Raw genomic sequence first — 18,258 nt, 5'->3', positions numbered from 1 at the left:
GCTATGGCTTTTATTCTTGTTAGCTCCTGTTTGCTGGGAAGCCCCGTGCGGTATGACGCTTCCCATAAACGCTCTCACCATGATGTTTTACAGCGCTGGATTACCGACGGAAAAGTCATCGCCGTGTGCCCTGAACTAGCAGGCGGTTTACCTGTACCGCGCCCTTCTGCAGAAATTTCTCGTGCTGCTGGAGGCAAAGCCGTATGGCTACAACAAGCACATGTGGTAGATAACCAAGGAGACGACGTCACCCCCGCTTTTGTTACTGGGGCAGAAGAAGCACTGCGTTTAGCTCAGCAATACAACATTCAAATTGCTATCTTGAAAGAAGGCAGCCCTTCCTGTGGATCGTCGCAAATCTACGATGGCTCATTTAGTGGCAACCGAGTTCCTGGTGCAGGGGTCACCACCACCTTATTACGTGAAGCTGGCTTACATGTGTTTAGTGAAGAGCAAATAGACGAGGCTCAGGCACTCTTGCTGCAATTGGAAACGAAAGCATCCTCTAACCAAACGTAACTCTGCTTCTGCATAATTTTTTGAACACGCTAAAATAGCCTTTTGAATTTTGTATCCAGTCAACTGGATATTATTAGTACCCATTCATAAGGACTCTTTACGTGGCCAATACTCCTCGTCAAGACAAAACACTCAAACGACAAAATCTGGCATCCATGCTGGTAGATGACTTACGAAATCGTATTCTTAGTGGCGAATTAGGTGGCAATACATTACTGCGCCAGGAGCAATTGGCCCAAGAGTATGGAGTATCACGCATGCCAGTAAGAGAAGCCTTGAAACAACTGGACTCTGAAGGGCTGGTGGTCATTGAAAATAATCGCGGCGCTATTGTTTCTGAACTGTCGCAACATGAAATCGAAGAGATTTTTGACCTGCGCCTGATACTAGAATTGGATTTATTGTCTAGATCTATTCCCAACATCACTGAAGCAGCCCTTGAGAAAGCACAGGGTATTCTTCATGAACTTGATCGTGCATACGAAACACAGGATATTGCGCACTGGGGCATGCTAAATGCGCAGTTTCATATGAGTCTGTATGAACCAGCCAATCGCCCTGTATCGCTCTCATTAGCCAACAGATTAGGCATGCAGGTAGATCGCTATTTGCGCCTACAAATCGTGATGACCACTGATATTATGAATGGCGCCGTAGAACACCAAATGCTGCTAGACCTCTGTAGACAACAAAAAACCGATGAGGCGTTAGCACTGCTTTCTACTCACATCAGACGTACTAAAGAGCAGCTTATGGATATTTTCTCCTCACACCGCATCTGAACCCATTTCCCAGCAGTACACACCCGATAGGCTAACGACCTATCGGGTTTTTTATTGCCTGATCTTAAGGGAATTCACCTATTTGAAAGAGGACATGCTGCTAGCGTATTATCAAATTTCATTTTGGATACAGGATACTTGATGCGGGATCCTATGGCTAATTTACTCATAAACTTCATCGATACCCTTAACAAATACGTGCGTCTTTTCCTCGCCGTTGCATTGTTAAGCATGGTCGTTCTCATCTTTACCCAAGTAGTTGTACGATTTGCCCTACCTTTTTTCGGTGCCTCACTCAGCCTTCCTTGGACGGAAGAAGCTGCCCGTTACTTATTGGTTTGGGTCATTTTCTTAGGAGGAGCCATTGCGGCACGCCACGGCATGTTGATCGCAGTCACCGCCCTCATAGAAGCTCTGCCTGCCATCCCAGCCCTACGACTACGCTACCTAGCTGGCAGTATTTTGATACTGACGTTCCTCACCATGACATGGCATGGCTGGCGATGGGCTGACTTCGGGGCCGATGAGATTTCCCCAGCGCTCATGATCTCCAAATTCTGGTTGTACCTGGCTATGCCAATAGGCTGCGCGTTGGCTGCACTGAATACAGCAGTTTTTCTTTGGCAATGGCGTGACGCACATGCCGCGATACCCCATCAATAACAACTAAAAATTTTGGAGCATCCCACCATGTTGACCCTCTTTGTGCCTCTAATAATTTCCCTAGCACTCGGCGTCCCCGTCTTTGCCTGCTTAAGTATCGCTGCAGGATTTTCGATGGCGCACTACGGCATGGATTTACTCAATGCTCCACAGACCATCTTTGAGTCTTTGGACTCTTTCACCTTGATGGCAATCCCTTTCTATATTTTGGCTGGAAATCTGATGCAAACAGGGGGGATTTCTAAGCGCCTAATCAATCTGGCAAATGCACTAGTAGGCTGGCTACGAGGCGGTTTAGGTGCTTCATCCATTCTTACCTGCCTGTTCTTTGCCACGATGTCAGGGTCATCCTCAGCAACTACAGCAGCCATAGGATCTAGCATGATCCCTGCGATGGAAAAGAAGGGATATCCCAAAAACTTTGCAGCTGCATGCGTAGCGGTAGGTGGTGAGTTAGGAGCCATCATTCCCCCATCTATCACTATGATTGTTTACGGCTTGGTCGCTAATGTATCCATAGGTAGCTTATTTCTAGCAGGTATTTTGCCTGGCTTATTGGTAGGCCTGTCACTGATACTCACCATCATTGTGGTAGCACGTATCCGCAATTTTGACCAAGTCACGCCTATGCCTTTGCGCACTTGGTGCTACCACGTTTTTACCGCACTTAAGAATTCCGGTTTAGCACTACTCATGCCAATCATTATCTTAGGTGGCATCTACTCTGGCGCATTCACAGCGACTGAAGCCTCTGTTGTCGCAGTGGTATACGGCCTGATCGTAGGCGGCCTGATTTATAGAGAACTGAGTTGGAAAGACATTCTCAAAACCTTGATTGATTCTGCGGTAATGACCGGAGTCATCATGCTGATTGTTGGGTGCGCGGCACTATTCGCCTACATGCTAACCATCAACCAAGTCCCGCAAAATTTTGGACGCTTCATCGCAGACATTGCTGGCGGCCCCATCGTATTCCTGCTTATGTCCAACATTTTGTTATTGGTTATCGGCATGTTCATGGAGGCCTTAGCGCTCATCATTATCTTGGTTCCTATCTTGGCACCCATAGCTACTCAGTTTGGTATTGACCCCATTCACTTCGGCATGATCATGATCGTCAATATCTGCATAGGTATGGTCACTCCGCCTGTAGGAGTAAACCTTTTTATTGCTTGTCAGATTGCCAATCTACCGATGGAGAAACTTTTCCGCCCCCTAGGCATTTTCTTAGCTGTACTGATTATCGATGTACTACTCATCAGCTACTTACCGTGGATCTCGCTGGCCTTACTCTAACGCTTATCTCTAAACCCGAGGAGACATACCATGAAAAAAATATTAAGCGCTTTATTCTTAACCACCTTGCCCTACTCTCTATACGCTGCAGATACCGTGGAGCTGAACTTAGGCCATGTGTTAGCCACAGATAGTCACTACCACGCTGTTGCTACCAAACTGGCAGAAGTAGCTGCTGAAAAATCAAATGGCAGCCTAAAAATCAACGTATTTCCCAGCAGCCAATTAGGGGGGGAGGTCAAACTCATCCAATCAGCTCGCACTGGTGCATTGCCCTTAGTCGTCACAGGTGAGCCACCATTAGAAAATACAGTCAAAGAGTTTGGCGTTTTCTCACTACCCTATTTATTCCCTGACTTGGAAACAGCAAACAACACCATGCAAGGCGAGTTTGGTACCAAGATGCTTGGCTACTTAAATAAATATGGCTTAGAAGGCTTGGGCTGGATTTCCTCTCTGGAACGCAACATTTACGGCAATAAGAAAGTCGAACACGTTGGTGACATGAAAGGAATGAAAATCCGTGTTATTCAGTCTCCTGGTTATGTTCACGCCTATGAAGCACTCGGTGCACAACCTACCACCATGGCCTATTCAGAAGTGTATCTGGCACTACAAACCGGCACTATCGATGCTGGCGAAGCCTCACCTGATTCTATGGTTCAGGACAAATTTGCCGAAGTCAGCAAGTACTACAACATGACTAAAACCCATTACATGCCTGCTATTTTGCTCATGAGCAAATCCAGCATGGAAAAACTATCGCCAGAGCATCAAGCCATTATGCGCGAAGCTGCTCAAGAAGCAGTGAAACATGGCATTCAAGTCTATACCGACACCTATCAACAAAGCCTAGACCAGATGCAAGCCATGGGTGTAGAGATTGTCACGCCTGACCTAGCTGAGTTCCAAGAAACCGTAGTCAAACTTTACCCTTCTTTATTAGCCGATATTCCTGATGGTGCTGCCAACGTAGAAGCCGCGCGCGCCACCCACTAACTTTCCCTTCATTCCACCCATTTTTAAGCCCAGTTTTCACTGGGCTAGGAGATTCTTATGTCTGAAAAATTGCATGGTATTTGTGCTGCAGCATGTACCCCTATGAATGCCGATGGCACACAACTTGATTTGAACGTTCTTAAACGCCATCTCGATACCTTAATCGATGCTGGTGTGCATATCATCGCTGTATGTGGTGGTACTGGAGAGTTCCCATTTTTGAGCACTGCAGAAAAACGCTTAATCGCCGAAACTGCTGCTAAACACATTGATGGTCGCACCAAATTAATTGTGCAAACATCAGCGATACGCACCGAGGACGCAGTAGAAGCTGCCCTACATGCAGAAGGTGTAGGCGCAGACGCTTTACTAATCCTACCTCCGTATTTCGAAGGCCCTACCCCAGACGGCGTGTTCCAACACTACGAGCGCATATCAAACAGCATCCATACTCCCATCATGGCGTACAACATTCCCGTACACTCTGGCTTTGATATCACCCCTGATTTCTTTAAACGTTTACAACAATTGGAAAACGTAAAGTACATCAAAGACACCAGTGGCAATTTCGTTCGTTTACAAGAGTTGATTGTGGCAGGGCTACCCGTGTTTAACGGTGCAGACCCCTTCGCTTTCCCTGCGTTGGTCGCTGGCGCGTTAGGCTGCTTCTGGGGTGCCGTAAACGCTATGCCTCGCCAAGCAGTTCAACTGTACGATTTAGTACGTGCCGGCAAACTGGATGAAGCCGCAACCCTTTGGGAGCGCCTATTACCCGCCAACCTCTTCTTCTGGAACCATGCTTACAACCCTGCAGTTAAAGCAGCCACCAATTTACTGGTCAACCCTGTAGGTCCATGCCGCCACCCTGTTCAACCCCTATCGGCTGAAGAAATGCAGGAATTAGAGCGCGTCATACAAACGCTACGTTGATTAGATTTACTCAGGAATTGTTATGTCCGCTATAGAAACGGTGTTCGCCAATGCCCGTAACGCTACCTTATGGGCAGGCCCTTTAATTCCAGGCTTTCAAGCTGCTGAGACTTGCATGCCTATCATCAGCCCCATTGATAACCAAACCATAGGTCAATTGGTGGCTGGTTCAGATCGCGATGTTAATGCAGCTGTTATTGCTGCACGTAATTGCTTTGAATCAGGTGAGTGGTCTGGCCTCCCCCCAGCTGAACGCAAGCGCATTCTGTTGGTATGGGTGGACCTAATGGCGAAACACGCCGACGAACTTGCTGCGTTAGATTGTGTGGATGCCGGCAAACCCATTACCGAATGCCTAAACACTGACATCCCTGCCACTATCGAAACGTTTCAATGGTACGCCGAGGCTGTGGATAAGTGTTTTGGACGCATTTCACCTACCGGCTCAGATGCGCTAGGTTTAATCACCAAAGAGGCCATCGGTGTGGTGGGTGCAGTACTGCCATGGAACTTCCCTGCTCAAATGTACGCATGGAAAGTCGCCCCCGCTCTGGCTGCAGGTAACTCAGTCATTGTGAAGCCCGCTGAGCTCACGTCACTAAGCGCTTATCTACTCACCCAACTAGCCCACCAGGCAGGTGTTCCTGCAGGTGCCCTAACATTAGTCACAGGCACAGGTGAAGCCACTGGTGAACCTTTAGGTCGCCACCCAGATGTAGATATGGTTTCTTTCACTGGCTCCACCGAGGTTGGGCGTTTATTCTTAAAGTACTCAGCCGAAAGCAATCTTAAGGAAATTGTGCTGGAATGCGGCGGTAAAAGTCCTCAAATCATTTTTGAGGATGCCAATATTGAAAAACTCATTCCACACGTACTGGCTGCCGCCTACTGGAACATGGGCGAAAACTGCAGTTGTGGGGGACGATTACTGGTACAAGAATCGGTAAAAACAGCCGTTCTCGCTGGACTGAAAGAAGGCCTGAAACACTGGAAAACAGGCCTACCTACCGATACTGACACTATGATTGGTCCTATGGTAGAAGAAGCCCACTTCCTGAAAGTTCGTCAATTTTTAGACGATACCTTAGCTGCCGGCGCTACAGTCGTGCATGGAGGTAAAGTGCATTCTGAACTAGGCAGTGGTTGGTATATAGAACCCACTATCTTTGATGGTGTAACACCCGAAATGCGGCTATTCCAAGAAGAAGTGTTTGGTCCCATCATGGCCATCACTACCTTCAACACTGAGGAAGAAGCCATTCAACTGGCAAACCAAAGCCAATACGGTCTGGCCTCCTCCTTATACACCTCGTGCTTGCACCGTGCTCAACGTGTAGCACGACGCATTAAAGCAGGAACCGTTTCTATTAATGGTTTCTCTGAGGGCGACATCACCGCACCATTTGGTGGCTACAAGCACTCAGGCTTTGGCGGGCGTGACAAAGGAATGGAGGCCTTTGATCAATACACTCAAACCAAAGTGATTTGGTTTGTAAATAATTAACTCATGGCCATAAAAAAGGCTACCCCAAGGGTAGCCTTTTTTGCTCAGCAAATATGCTTAGCGAATACCGTGTACTTTCAGACTCAACATTAAACGATCTGTTACATGAAGCTTCTCAAAAACAGCGGATAAGTGTGCACGAACCGTGCGCTCGCTAATGCCTAGATCATCAGCAATCAACTGATTGGAGTGACCCAATGCAGCACGCTGTGCCACATCAATTTCTCGTGCCGTCAAGCCAATATGCCAAACAGGGTTAGTGTTTTCTGGCAATTGATGACCAATAGTACTCAGCAGTCGGCTTAACAAACTTTGGCCTACCCACACTTCACCGGCTTGTACGTGTTCCAACACGCGTTCCAACGTAGGGATAGGTGCGTACGCATGAATGTAACCACGCGCACCAGCGGCCAACACCTGTTGACCTTCCACATCATTAGGCGACGTGCTCGCCACCACACACTGCATACCCGCACTTACATCGGCCCACTGACTGTCTTGCCACAGTTTCAAGGCATGATCGATCACCACTAACTGACGGCCAGACTGTTTCCAACGCTGCAAATCTTCAAGGTTATGACCTCTAGCCAACATCCAGTGAGATGCTGGTAAAGCACGCCAATGCTGCCAAAGATAATCATCGTTGCTGAGCATTAAAACAGAAACTACTTGCTGCATGCGGCAATTCCCTCGTTCAAAGATCGTGACGGTTCTTGATAACCGCCGCTAATGCCTGTTTTATATAGAACAGGCTCTTGGCACTACCTTAGCGTTCAGTAAACGCGTTGGATCGTGCTCGCAAAATAGGCTTCAACAGATACTGCATAACCGTACGTTTACCTGTCAGGATGTGTACCTCGGCCACCATCCCTGGCAATATGGGGCGTTTGTCTTCACCCACATAAGCCTGATCGGTACGGACTTTGGCAATATAGAAAGCGTTGCCCTTTTCATCGACTATGGTGTCAGCACTGGTTTGCTCTAACTCACCAGACAAACCGCCATACACGGCAAAGTCATACGCCGTGAACTTCACTTCTGCTTTCTGTCCGGCATGCAAGAAACCAATATCTTTAGGATTAATGCGTACCTCTAACAGCAACGTATCGTCGGATGGCACAATCTCAATAATGTCTTTACCTGGCTGCACCACACCACCTACGGTGTTGGCGTACAAACTCTTGATCGTGCCACGTACTGGGGAACGCACTTCAGCCAAACGCACACGGTCTACCAGCGCCAACTGACCTTGCTCCAGCGAAGACAACTTGGCACGTGTATCGGCCAACTCGGTACGAGCTTGGTTGCGGAAAGTAATTTCCACTTCGCTCAACCGGCTTTGCGCTTCTTCAATAGAGGCTTCGATCCTGTGAATCTGTGCTGCTGCTGCTTTTTGTTCACCACAATAACGCGCCACATCACGCTGCAAACGTAGCAAGTCCACTTCAGATACCGCACCGCTTTGCAACAAGGGGCGTGTCATCTGTAGCTCACGCGATGTCAGTCCACAACTAGATGCTGCTTGATCCCTGTTCGCTTGTGTCTCACGCAGTTCTTCACGACGTTGACGCAACTGATCGTTAGCCACTTGCAAGTTGGTGCGCAGCTCTTCTGTACGCGACATCCATACATTGCGTTCTGTTTCTGCAATGTTCGGAGCTTTCTCTAATACCTCTTCAGGCATCTTCAATGGCTCACCCGTCGCAATCGCTTCTAAACGCGCGGCCTTCGCCATCAATGCCAAACTTTCCGCTTGGTTTTCACCCAATGAAGAGGAATAACGCGTAGGGTCTATGCGCAGCATGACCTCTCCCTCTTCCACCATCTGACCTGGGCGCACCAGAATTTCTTCCACCACCCCGCCATCCAGACTTTGGATCACCTGTACCTGACGAGACGGCACCACTTTGCCTTCGCCACGTACCACTTCATCAATCCACGCAAACGAGGCCCAAACAACCAGCACGACGATAACGAACAAGGATATCCAGACCAACAAACGTGATCCTTTCACATCCTGATGCTCCAGCGCCCACTTGGCGTTATCCGCCATGTTGCGCGATGGTGGCGTTAGTTGGTCTTGGCCTAGCTTCTTAAACCACTTACGCATCTTATGCAGCCCTCCGGGCACCACCAATACGACCTTCTTTCAACGCAGTAACGACTTGCTCTTTTGGACCATCCGCCACAATGCGTCCGTTATCCATCACAATCAAGCGATCTACCAAATCCAACAATGCTGTGCGGTGGGTAACCAGAATCACCGTTTTATCCACACAAATATCTTTTAGACGCGAGCGCAACGCCATTTCGCTTTGGTTATCCATATGGCTGCTAGGCTCATCCAGCAGCAATACTGATGGGCGATTCAATACAGCACGCGCCACAGCGATAGACTGACGCTGACCACCCGACAAGGACTCACCACGCTCGCTGATGATCATGTCGTAACCATCAGGGTGTCTGGATGCAAACTGGTCCACACCAGAAATACGTGCTGCCGCCAACATTTCCTCATCGGAGGCATATGGCGCCCCCATCGTGAGGTTGTGTTTCAAGGTGCCGTAAAACAGCACAGGATCTTGCGACACAAAGCCCATTGAACGGCGCAAATCGGCAGGGTCAATCTGGCGAATATCAATGCCATCCACCAGCACAGTACCTTCTGTAGGCTGGTACAACCCCAAGATCAGTTTAGACAACGTAGTCTTACCTGAGCCTATACGACCAATGATGCCTACTTTCTCGCCTGGCTTAATAGACAAGCTGATCTGGCTTAGCACTTTCTGATCGGTGCTAGGGTAAACAAAGCTCACATCCCTGAACTCTACCGCCCCATCCAATTGTGGACGTGGCACAAAGTTACGTTCTATAGGATGCTCCACAGGCATTTTCATGTAGCCATCAATGGAGTCCAACGATGTACGAGCATTCTGGTATTGCATCATCAAACCGGCCACTTGCCCCAATGGAGCCAAACAACGGCCAGCGATCATGGACGACGCAATAATCCCCCCCATAGACAGCGCGGCATCTTGTACCAAGTACGCACCGATTACCACCACACTGATGGTGACCATCTGCTGCATAGTCTGTACAAAACCTACCGTGCTTGAGGAGGTCAATTTAATCTTGCCGCCTATAGAGGCTAAGAACTCTGTGGAACGCTCCCAGTTACGCTGGGCATGACTTTGTGCGTTCAATACTTTCAGAGTCTCCAGACCAGATAACGACTCTACCAAGCCAGCATTACGTTGTGCCGCCGCTTGGAAAGTTTGTTTGGTCAGCGTTTCCATATGGCGCTGCGCAAAGTACGACACCACCAAAACGATGATGATTGCCACAATTGGTGGAATCAACATGTACGGGGATATCCATGCCAACACAGCAAGGAACAACAATACGAACGGTAAATCTACCAACGTGGTCAAACTGGCCGATGCAATGAAGTCTCGCACCGACTCAAAAGAGCGCAAGTTGGCCGCAAACGACCCTACGGAACCTGGACGCGCTTCCATACGCAAATCCAGCACACGCTCCATAATCAGTGCCGACAACCGCACATCCACACGTTTACTTGCCGCATCCACCACGTACGCCCGTACAGTGGTAAGAATGAAGTTAAACAACAGCACCAAGCCAATACCCAGCGTCAGCACCCACAGGGTTTCAGTCGCGTTGTTTGGCACCACCCGGTCATACACGTTCATGGTGTAGAGCGGGATCATCAGTGCAAAAATATTAATCAGTAACGCCGCGCCAATCGCATCGCGATACAAGCGCCAGTTCTCAGTAATGGTGGCCCAAAACCAATGTTTATTTTTTAATTCAGCAATGCCTTCTTTGGCACGTGCTTCTACTCGGTACAACGGTTGTACCACTGCTGCCAAGCCAGAGTAATCCTCTAGCAATGCCTCTAGCGACATTTTGACCGGCGCAGGCGATTCGGGATAATGCACAACAGCATCATCACCATCTAGAGACAACAACACGCATGCTCTATTTTGTTTCAGCAACAAAATAACAGGCAATAACGCCGTTGGAAAATTCTGCAATGGACGACGTACCACCCGCACAGAGCTGTTCGCTCTGGCTGCTGCTCGTGGCAGCAAATGCGGAGTAAGACGATGATCAACCAGTGGTAATCCAGCACTTAAATGTTGCGCCGAACAAGGGTTGCCATGCAATCTGGTGATTTCTACCAGACATGCCAGAAGCGGATCATCATGAGTGGTATGCGGCGCAGGCATACCCTCAACGTTCTGGCTCAAATGCGGATCAGAGGAGTCCATCGTCGTCGTCATTAATCAAATCAAGCGAAGTATTACGCAGACGCTGACGCGTCTGTTTTCGGGCATGCAGTTTTTTGAGTGCTTCGGGAGGTAAATCAGTCATGCGAATCGTGCCATTGCTAATCAGCACGTCGATCAAATCCTCCAGCACACGGATAAAGTCAGCATCCGATGCCGACAGTTCTTGTTTATATGAACGATCCTCTTTCATGTGTGCTTACCGCCCTATGCCAAGTTGGTCGCTGCACGACACGGGTGTGTCATGCAACGTCAACTTATTACTACATATTACATCACGCTTAGTTTGCACTTACTTGACGTAGAACAGGAGGTTCCATGTTGTTGCGGTACTCCACCATTACAGGCTGCAGGTTAGCTGTGTCAGGCACAGGCTCCATACATACTTGCAATGCTTCTTGTGGGAAGATCAGGTCTTCAGCTTCCTCAGGTACGTCTTGGTTATGAGGCTGTTGTAAACCCAGTGCTGGCAACAACTGGTGAGAGAAGGTCAACCAGCGCAGTTCAGCCAGTTTCAGATCGTATTCTGCGTTACGCAGTGCACGACGTGCATCGAACAATTCGTTCTCGGTATCCAGCAAGTCCAGCAAAGAACGCTGACCAATTTGGAACTGCTGCATGTACGCTACTCGCACTTTGGAAGTCGCTAATTCGTGGTCACGCAAGAAAGGAATCTGTTCACGCAGACGCACAATGTTGTTCCACGCAATGGACAGCTCTTGCTGTACGTTGCGGCATGTGTAATCACGCACATCGCGTGCTGCATACGATTGTGCTTTGGTCTGACGTACACGTGCGGAGTCAGCACCGCCACGGTACAGGTTGTAGGATGCCACCAACTGCACGTTTGATGCTTGTGCTGTGTGGTGACGGCCTGTTAGCTCGTTAGGACGCTCGTTACGGTCACGGCCTGTGGATGCACGGAATTCCAACGTAGGTGAGAAGTTGCCACGTGCAACGTCCACACCTTTGTCTGCGGCTTGCAGCAAAGCTTGTTTAGACAGAATCGATGGGTTAGCCAGCAAAGAGTTATCAAAATTCTCTGGGTTGCTTGGCAGTTTCTCATCAAATGTAGGTGCATCTACCAATACAGCTGGTGCAGGCTGACCAACGATACGACGGTAACGTTGCAGCACATCATTCAAGTTACCGGATTCTGTCATCAGGTTACTTTGTGCCAACGCTTGACGACCCATGGCTTGTTCCAAATCCACACCACGGCCAACGCCAGATTCGCTACGCTCACGTACTTGGCCCAATGTGTTCAAGTGCATTTGGTAGTTTTCGCGTGCCAGCAATTCCATTTCGCGGTAACGCTGAACGTCAATGTGGGCAGCAGCCGCTTCCATCGCTACGCTATCAATGGTGGAAACCAGATCGTAGTATGTGGAGACTTTTTCCAGGCCCAACTGACGCACGGTATTCAGCGTGGAGTTGCCATCAAAAATCAACTGACGCAGTTGCAGTGTGTAGCCCTTGCGAGTCCAGTCGTGCGATTTGCTCAGTGAAGTACTGCCACGCCACTCTTTACCAATCCAACCTTCTGCATTCACTTCAGGCAGCAAGCCACCTTGGGCCACGTTTTGGCCTTCTAGGCTAGATTGGAAGTCTTGGAATCGTGCACCCAACTCTGGGTTAGAGGTAACAGCTTTCTCTACGCTGTCTTGCAAAGACAAGGCTGTTTGCGCAAAACTTGCGCCAGAAAATACCATAGCGACAGCCATGGCCATAATGGTTAGGTTTTTTACTTGCATCTTCGCAGCTCCTGCATGTTTTTAGGTTTTTACATGAACAGTTAGTGCTGTTCATTGCTGTGTACTACACATTGCGTCTACGCAACGAACCAAACAGAGGCGGGCTACCGGAACAAACCCCATCGGTAGTCACACTCTGTTTAGAGTGGGGTTAGCTATTCCGTGTAAAGCTGGTGCTTGGTTGACTCAGCACAGACTGCGCTGTCAACGAAAGCGTCCAAAACAAATTAGCGAATGTACGTAACGCCATTGCATTGAGAACGTTGGCAAGGCGGAGCTACAGGCTTCTGACCTGTATTCTTGGAGCATGACCTTGCGTCTTACAGTTTGTAAGTAAATTGAACCGCTAGAAACGCGTTTACAAACTATTTGGCATTGTATCCAGTGCTGACAAAAGTTTAGGAATAATAAATGTTAATAATCTTCAACATTTCACTAACTTTTTTAACAATTGATTTTAAATCAAAAGGTTAGGGTATATACCTAAGATGCAACATATTGCGACATAATACAACAGTGCTTAATAAACTCTTTTTGCTACCTACCTTGGTTATATAGATATAGAAGGATAACTAAATAAGTTTTACGTCGTTCTGCGCGCAGCATGTCATACCTAGAATCAATAGCATCACTGCCGCACTTTTTGACACTGAAACTTATGAGCACCTTCCTTTTCCCCCTCTTCACTAACCTCGCTGGGCGCGCTGTCGTTGTTGTAGGTGGCGGCGAAGTGGCATGGCGCAAAGTGCAACTGCTCGCAAAAAGTCAGGCGGTTATTACTGTTGTTGCCCCAGAGCTAAATACATCGCTGCAGCAATGGGCAGAACAAAACAAGATACAGTGGCATGCACGCCCTTATGCATCCCACGACTTAGATAACATCTGGTTAGTGATTGCCGCATCCGACGATACTGCGCTTAATACGCTAGTCTCGCATGAGGCAGAACAACGCCGTATTTTCGCTAACGTTGTTGATGATGCTGAACTTTCTTCATGCCAAGTACCAGCTATTGTGGACCGCGCCCCTATCACAGTCGCTATTTCTTCTGCCGGCGCTGCGCCAATGGTGGCCCGACGCATACGCGCACGCATTGAAAGCAGTTTAGACCACTCTATAGGTACCTTAACTCAGCTACTACAGCGTTATAGACAAGCCATCAAACAGGCATTCCCCCAGCTAAAAGCACGACGTAGCTTTTATGATTGGGTAATGGATGGCCCCGTTGCCAATGCCATACAAGCACAGCAAGCCACATTGGCAGCTACATTGCTAGAGAGTGCTTTAGTTTCACCCCCATCCACTAAAACAGGTGAAGTTTTATTGGTAGGCGCAGGATCCGGAGATCCTGGTTTACTCACCCAGCATGCGCTACGTGCACTGAACCAAGCCGATGTTATTCTCTATGACCGCTTAGTAGACCCTGCTATTTTGGAACTAGCTCGACGCGATGCCTTACAACTATCGGTAGGTAAGCAAGTCGGTGAAGATCACCATGCCACTCAACACCGCATCCATCAACTCATGTTGGACCATGCCCAACAAGGCCACACGGTAGTGCGCTTAAAGGGAGGAGATGCCTTTATCTTCGGACGTGGAGGTGAAGAGCTAGAGTTTCTGCGTGCCCATCAGATTCCCTATAAAGTTATCCCTGGAATTACGGCCGCATTAGCATGCGCTGCCTACAGTGGCATACCTCTTACACATAGAGATTACGCACAATCTGTACAGCTCATCACCGCTCACCGTAAAGATGACTCACCAATAGAAAACTGGCATACGCTCAGTGACCCCACACAAACCGTTGTGGTGTACATGGGTTTACAGCAAATTCTGCACTTCATCACGCGTTTGCAAGCCGCTGGACGTGCGGCTGATACGCCTTGTGCTCTAATTGAAAACGGCTCACGCCCGGAACAACGCACGTTACTGAGCCGCATTGACTCGTTGGCACATTATGCCGGGCAACATCACTTTACATCGCCTTCGCTATTAATTATTGGTTCTGTATGTTCTCTAGCCCCTACCCTGCATTGGTATGGCGAGCAGATCAACATGCTAGAAGACACTACAGACACCGCACCTCTCAATCAAACACTAGAACTGCTTAGCTAAACTACAACGACCCAGAGTAAAAAGCCACATGTTCCACGACAGGCAAAAGACCTTTTGCTACTCTGCTAGTTTAGTTAATGGAAAGTGACCCTTTTGTCATGGAATACTCGACGCAGTTCTATGTGATATTTGTTGCGGCTGTTGCCGTAGCAGGTGTGGTGGCCGGTCTGATTGCTGGACTATTAGGGGTAGGCGGGGGACTAGTATTAGTACCTGTGCTGTTCTACCTATTTCACCAAATGGGCGTTGACCCATCTGTAGCCCTACATGTTGCCATCGGTACCTCGCTGGCTACCATTATTGCTACAGCAGTCTCCTCATCTCGCGCACACTACAAAAAAGGTGGCGTAGATACCGAGCTGCTAAAACACTGGGCTCCTTGGTTAGTGATAGGCGCATTGATCGCCATGAGCTTATTTAGCTCCATTAAATCCGCAGAGTTGGGCATCATTTTCTCGGTAATGACCTTTTCCATTGCTATGTACATGCTGTTTGGTTCATCACGTAAAAACCCCGATGACTCAATCGGCAATATGCCCCAAGGCCCTATACGTTGGATTACGGGTCTTTTAGTTGCCGGGTTATCCACCATCATGGGGATAGGCGGTGGCAGCCTAACAGTGCCACTACTCAGCTACTTCAAATACCCTATGCGTAAAGCTGTGGGTACATCAGCGGCCGTCGGTTTACTGATTTCTTTGCCAGGTGCCATTGGTGCCGTATTAGCTGGTTTAGGACAGGAAAACCTACCTCCTTTTAGCGTGGGCTATGTCAATATTGTCGCCTTCGCTATTTTGATTCCTATCACCGCATTTGTAGCTCCTTACGGCGCCAGATTAGCCCACAGCGTAAACCCTCGGTATCTGCGTTATGCCTTCGCAGCATTCTTGCTCTTCAACGCTTGCAATATGCTCTACACCGCTGTCGCATCCTGATCACACAAAAAGAGACCAACTACATAGTTGGTCTCTTTTTTAGTTAGTGTTTATACCAATAAACCCTGCTTAGTCACAAAGATAGCCACCAATAGATACCAATCAGATAAATAATTACCATTTGGTCTCTTAATAAGGTGTATTGGTCATGGAGTTCTCAGTAGAAACCATGCTGTACTTTGCTCTGGCAATTGCCGGTGCAGGTGTAGCGGCCGGTTTGATTGCTGGTTTATTAGGTGTAGGCGGTGGCATCGTCTTAGTGCCAGTGCTGTTTTATCTGTTCACGCTAATGGGATTAGATGACAACGTGCGTATGCATATGGCAGTAGGTACGTCGCTATCCACTGTAGTGGCCACAGCATTATCCTCATCCCGAGCGCACTATGCCAAAGGCGCAATTGATGTACCCTTACTACGTAGTTGGGGGCCAGCCCTGTTAATAGGGGCCATCATAGGCATGATGTTATTCAGCATGCTTAAGTCCTCCTATCTGACATTGATCTTTGCTGTCATGACCTTGCTCGTAGCACTGTACATGTTGTTTGGCCCCAACCGTCAAGATACGGATACAGGTCAATTGCCCACCGGTTTCTTACGTGTTGTCTATGGTGTACTCGTAGGAGGGCTATCATCCATTATGGGTATTGGTGGCGGCACACTCAGTGTGCCTCTCCTGACACTTTACCGCTACCCCATGCGCCGCGCAGTGGGCACAGCGGCCGCCATTGGTTTGATTATTGCAATCCCGGGAACTATTGGTGCATTTATTGCAGGAATAGGATCTCCCGGACGGCCTCCTTTCAGTGTAGGCTATGTCAACGTTTTGGCTTTTTTACTCTTAATACCCATTACTGGTTTTATGGCTCCCATCGGAGCCCGTATTGCGCACAGCATTAATCCTCGCTACCTTCGTATAGCGTTTGCGCTTTTCCTGATCTTTAATGCTAGCAATATGCTATACACTGCATTCCGCCATTAATCGCTTACATCCATGACATCTACTTCCCCTCTACTTACGGGTCGTTCCGCACATGTTCTGCAGTCTTTACGTCAAATGTTGGAAAGCGCAAGCTACCAGCCAGGCAGTAAGCTACCGCCTGAGCGCGAGTTGGCCACGGCCCTAACAGCCAGCCGTCGAGTATTACGCCAGGCATTGGACATTTTGGAACAAGAGGGGCGTTTGGAGCGCGTGCCAGGGCGCGGTACTGTGGTCTTAGCACCGCGCATGCCTTTGCACTCGCTAGAAAGCCTAACGCAACACACCAGCCCTATCGAACTGATGGATGCACGTTTTGTGTTAGAGCCAGCTATTGCTGCAGCTGCTGCTGTACATGCGAGCTCACATGACTTAGACACCCTTGCACACTGCTTTGAGCAAACCAAACAAGTACGCTCACATGCAGAATGGGAGCAGTGGGATAGTGCACTGCATAAAGCCTTAGGCTTAGCCACTCACAATAAGCTACTGGTGCATTTCTACGATGTACTGACACAAGCACGAGCACAAACCGAATGGGGTCGCTTACGTCGCCATGTGCTCACTCCTGAAATACGTGCTCGTTATACAGAGCAACATTCACGTATTTTAAATGCCGTACGTGAACGATCCCCTGAAGAAGCAGCACAAGCTATGCGTGAGCATTTAAGCTTAGTGCGTCGTACACTGCAAGAACAGCTAGAAGCTACAGCACCTATTATTCGCTCAGAGGAAGAGTAACTAGATCGATATCTAGAGATAACACTACTAGAAACGCCTGATCGATATTCATCAGGCATTTTGTTTTTGGATTATGTGTCTGATATGAACATACTCAAGGAGCAGTGCAATGACGATAGCCACAACTCTGCATATAAATGAACCTATCAGCCAGATAACCCAAGCATTCTTCATATCTTGTCTCTGCTAGCTGCATTCAAAGAAAAATGAATAGGTGGATCTACAGAGAGGTAACCTACGTTAAATAGAAGCTGCCGCTACACAGTGCCTTCTAAGCTGAAGGCACGCAGGCAGGGGGAATAGGAGCCCGCTTCTCAGTGGTAGGAAGCAGGCATTACACGATAAATAGTAGAGCTCACTGATTCTATCCTTAGTAAAAGCGAAGAAAAACAGGCCGTGTAAGCCGCTTACTTGAGCAATACATAACGATAAAACGTCTACCTTAAGGGGAAAATAGAGAGGAGTTCGTGTTCGATATGGCTGTTTTTCTTCCCGTATGGAGCGAATCTCACGCCTTTTCTTGTGTTTTTGCCGATATCCGAGCTGCAGAATAGCTCTAAAGTACCCACATTGAACAGCCTGTAATTGGTGTTCAGGAGAGGGGTTGCGTTTTGTCCAGACGTAAAAAAGCCCCGCATCGGTTGGATGCGGGGCTTTTGGTGTAAGAGCCTGACGATGACCTACTTTCACACACGAATATGCACTATCATCGGCGCGAAGGCGTTTCACGGTCCTG

The 18,258-nt window shown here is 48.4% G+C and carries 16 protein-coding genes; 11 read left to right on the top strand and 5 right to left on the bottom strand.

Going from position 1 to position 18,258, the window contains the following annotated elements:
* Positions 1–3: 3 nt before the first annotated feature.
* The 7 genes from ACLO87_RS16490 to ACLO87_RS16460 all read left to right on the top strand — a co-directional run bounded on the left by ACLO87_RS16490 (position 4) and on the right by ACLO87_RS16460 (position 6,693).
* Entirely contained in the window at positions 4–519 is a 516-nt protein-coding gene (locus ACLO87_RS16490; protein WP_430224305.1) for a 2-thiouracil desulfurase family protein, read from the top strand.
* A gap of 101 nt (positions 520–620) precedes the next feature.
* A complete protein-coding gene (locus tag ACLO87_RS16485; protein ID WP_430224304.1) occupies positions 621–1,301 on the top strand; it encodes a GntR family transcriptional regulator in 681 nt (226 codons plus the stop codon).
* 231 nt (positions 1,302–1,532) lie between these two features.
* Positions 1,533–1,964: a TRAP transporter small permease gene (locus tag ACLO87_RS16480; RefSeq protein ID WP_430224303.1), complete on the top strand. Its 432-nt coding sequence runs from the start codon at positions 1,533–1,535 to the stop codon at positions 1,962–1,964.
* A gap of 27 nt (positions 1,965–1,991) precedes the next feature.
* Positions 1,992–3,260 carry a TRAP transporter large permease gene (locus ACLO87_RS16475; RefSeq protein ID WP_430224302.1) on the top strand — a complete coding sequence of 423 codons (1,269 nt, stop codon included), beginning with the start codon at positions 1,992–1,994 and terminating at the stop codon, positions 3,258–3,260.
* Between the two features lie 30 nt (positions 3,261–3,290).
* Complete coding sequence (locus ACLO87_RS16470) at positions 3,291–4,259, top strand: TRAP transporter substrate-binding protein (RefSeq protein ID WP_430224301.1); 969 nt, start codon at positions 3,291–3,293, stop codon at positions 4,257–4,259.
* A 57-nt stretch (positions 4,260–4,316) separates the two neighbouring features.
* Positions 4,317–5,189 (top strand): dihydrodipicolinate synthase family protein, encoded by an 873-nt coding sequence (locus ACLO87_RS16465; RefSeq protein WP_430224300.1) that lies wholly within the window; start codon positions 4,317–4,319, stop codon positions 5,187–5,189.
* Between the two features lie 22 nt (positions 5,190–5,211).
* The gene (locus ACLO87_RS16460; protein ID WP_430224299.1) at positions 5,212–6,693 is read left to right on the top strand and encodes an aldehyde dehydrogenase; all 1,482 of its coding nucleotides are present in this window, start codon (positions 5,212–5,214) and stop codon (positions 6,691–6,693) included.
* A gap of 57 nt (positions 6,694–6,750) precedes the next feature.
* Here the strand turns inward: ACLO87_RS16460 and ACLO87_RS16455 are convergent, their stop codons facing one another.
* From ACLO87_RS16455 to ACLO87_RS16435, 5 genes are all read right to left on the bottom strand, one after another.
* Positions 6,751–7,371, bottom strand: coding sequence for a helix-turn-helix transcriptional regulator (locus tag ACLO87_RS16455; RefSeq protein ID WP_135866245.1), 621 nt, complete (start codon positions 7,369–7,371; stop codon positions 6,751–6,753).
* Positions 7,372–7,459: 88 nt separating this feature from the next.
* Positions 7,460–8,746: an HlyD family type I secretion periplasmic adaptor subunit gene (locus ACLO87_RS16450; protein ID WP_430224309.1), complete on the bottom strand. Its 1,287-nt coding sequence runs from the start codon at positions 8,744–8,746 to the stop codon at positions 7,460–7,462.
* A 58-nt stretch (positions 8,747–8,804) separates the two neighbouring features.
* Positions 8,805–10,943: a type I secretion system permease/ATPase gene (locus ACLO87_RS16445; protein WP_430224308.1), complete on the bottom strand. Its 2,139-nt coding sequence runs from the start codon at positions 10,941–10,943 to the stop codon at positions 8,805–8,807.
* Positions 10,944–10,971: 28 nt separating this feature from the next.
* On the bottom strand, positions 10,972–11,196 hold the full coding sequence (locus tag ACLO87_RS16440) for a hypothetical protein (RefSeq protein ID WP_135866855.1): 225 nt from the start codon (positions 11,194–11,196) through the stop codon (positions 10,972–10,974).
* Positions 11,197–11,284: 88 nt separating this feature from the next.
* The gene (locus tag ACLO87_RS16435) at positions 11,285–12,757 is read right to left on the bottom strand and encodes a TolC family outer membrane protein (RefSeq protein ID WP_430224298.1); all 1,473 of its coding nucleotides are present in this window, start codon (positions 12,755–12,757) and stop codon (positions 11,285–11,287) included.
* A 658-nt stretch (positions 12,758–13,415) separates the two neighbouring features.
* Between ACLO87_RS16435 and cysG the strand changes: the two genes are divergently transcribed.
* From cysG to ACLO87_RS16415, 4 genes are all read left to right on the top strand, one after another.
* Entirely contained in the window at positions 13,416–14,870 is a 1,455-nt protein-coding gene (gene cysG / locus ACLO87_RS16430; RefSeq protein ID WP_430224297.1) for a siroheme synthase CysG, read from the top strand.
* A gap of 98 nt (positions 14,871–14,968) precedes the next feature.
* Positions 14,969–15,805, top strand: a complete 837-nt coding sequence (locus tag ACLO87_RS16425; protein ID WP_135865064.1) for a sulfite exporter TauE/SafE family protein — start codon at positions 14,969–14,971, stop codon at positions 15,803–15,805.
* A gap of 148 nt (positions 15,806–15,953) precedes the next feature.
* Entirely contained in the window at positions 15,954–16,784 is an 831-nt protein-coding gene (locus tag ACLO87_RS16420) for a sulfite exporter TauE/SafE family protein (RefSeq protein ID WP_430224296.1), read from the top strand.
* 12 nt (positions 16,785–16,796) lie between these two features.
* Entirely contained in the window at positions 16,797–17,522 is a 726-nt protein-coding gene (locus ACLO87_RS16415; protein ID WP_135865060.1) for a FadR/GntR family transcriptional regulator, read from the top strand.
* Positions 17,523–18,258: the final 736 nt, after the last annotated feature.

The organism is Paenalcaligenes sp. Me52 (assembly GCF_050487965.1).
Lineage (GTDB): Bacteria > Pseudomonadota > Gammaproteobacteria > Burkholderiales > Burkholderiaceae_B > Paenalcaligenes.
The sequence above is the reverse complement of the archived record's forward strand: the minus strand, read 5'-3'. Positions and strand labels throughout refer to the sequence as shown.

What these genes read in the sequence shown, in the direction of transcription:
- ACLO87_RS16415 (WP_135865060.1), top strand. Translation starts at nt 16,797, where the DNA reads ATGACATCTACTTCCCCTCTACTTACGGGTCGTTCCGCACATGTTCTG.
- ACLO87_RS16455 (WP_135866245.1), bottom strand. Translation starts at nt 7,371, where the DNA reads ATGCAGCAAGTAGTTTCTGTTTTAATGCTCAGCAACGATGATTATCTT.
- ACLO87_RS16465 (WP_430224300.1), top strand. Translation starts at nt 4,317, where the DNA reads ATGTCTGAAAAATTGCATGGTATTTGTGCTGCAGCATGTACCCCTATG.
- cysG (WP_430224297.1), top strand. Translation starts at nt 13,416, where the DNA reads ATGAGCACCTTCCTTTTCCCCCTCTTCACTAACCTCGCTGGGCGCGCT.
- ACLO87_RS16480 (WP_430224303.1), top strand. Translation starts at nt 1,533, where the DNA reads ATGGTCGTTCTCATCTTTACCCAAGTAGTTGTACGATTTGCCCTACCT.
- ACLO87_RS16460 (WP_430224299.1), top strand. Translation starts at nt 5,212, where the DNA reads ATGTCCGCTATAGAAACGGTGTTCGCCAATGCCCGTAACGCTACCTTA.
- ACLO87_RS16445 (WP_430224308.1), bottom strand. Translation starts at nt 10,943, where the DNA reads ATGCCTGCGCCGCATACCACTCATGATGATCCGCTTCTGGCATGTCTG.
- ACLO87_RS16475 (WP_430224302.1), top strand. Translation starts at nt 1,992, where the DNA reads ATGTTGACCCTCTTTGTGCCTCTAATAATTTCCCTAGCACTCGGCGTC.
- ACLO87_RS16490 (WP_430224305.1), top strand. Translation starts at nt 4, where the DNA reads ATGGCTTTTATTCTTGTTAGCTCCTGTTTGCTGGGAAGCCCCGTGCGG.
- ACLO87_RS16450 (WP_430224309.1), bottom strand. Translation starts at nt 8,746, where the DNA reads ATGGCGGATAACGCCAAGTGGGCGCTGGAGCATCAGGATGTGAAAGGA.
- ACLO87_RS16435 (WP_430224298.1), bottom strand. Translation starts at nt 12,757, where the DNA reads ATGCAAGTAAAAAACCTAACCATTATGGCCATGGCTGTCGCTATGGTA.
- ACLO87_RS16470 (WP_430224301.1), top strand. Translation starts at nt 3,291, where the DNA reads ATGAAAAAAATATTAAGCGCTTTATTCTTAACCACCTTGCCCTACTCT.
- ACLO87_RS16440 (WP_135866855.1), bottom strand. Translation starts at nt 11,196, where the DNA reads ATGAAAGAGGATCGTTCATATAAACAAGAACTGTCGGCATCGGATGCT.
- ACLO87_RS16425 (WP_135865064.1), top strand. Translation starts at nt 14,969, where the DNA reads ATGGAATACTCGACGCAGTTCTATGTGATATTTGTTGCGGCTGTTGCC.
- ACLO87_RS16420 (WP_430224296.1), top strand. Translation starts at nt 15,954, where the DNA reads ATGGAGTTCTCAGTAGAAACCATGCTGTACTTTGCTCTGGCAATTGCC.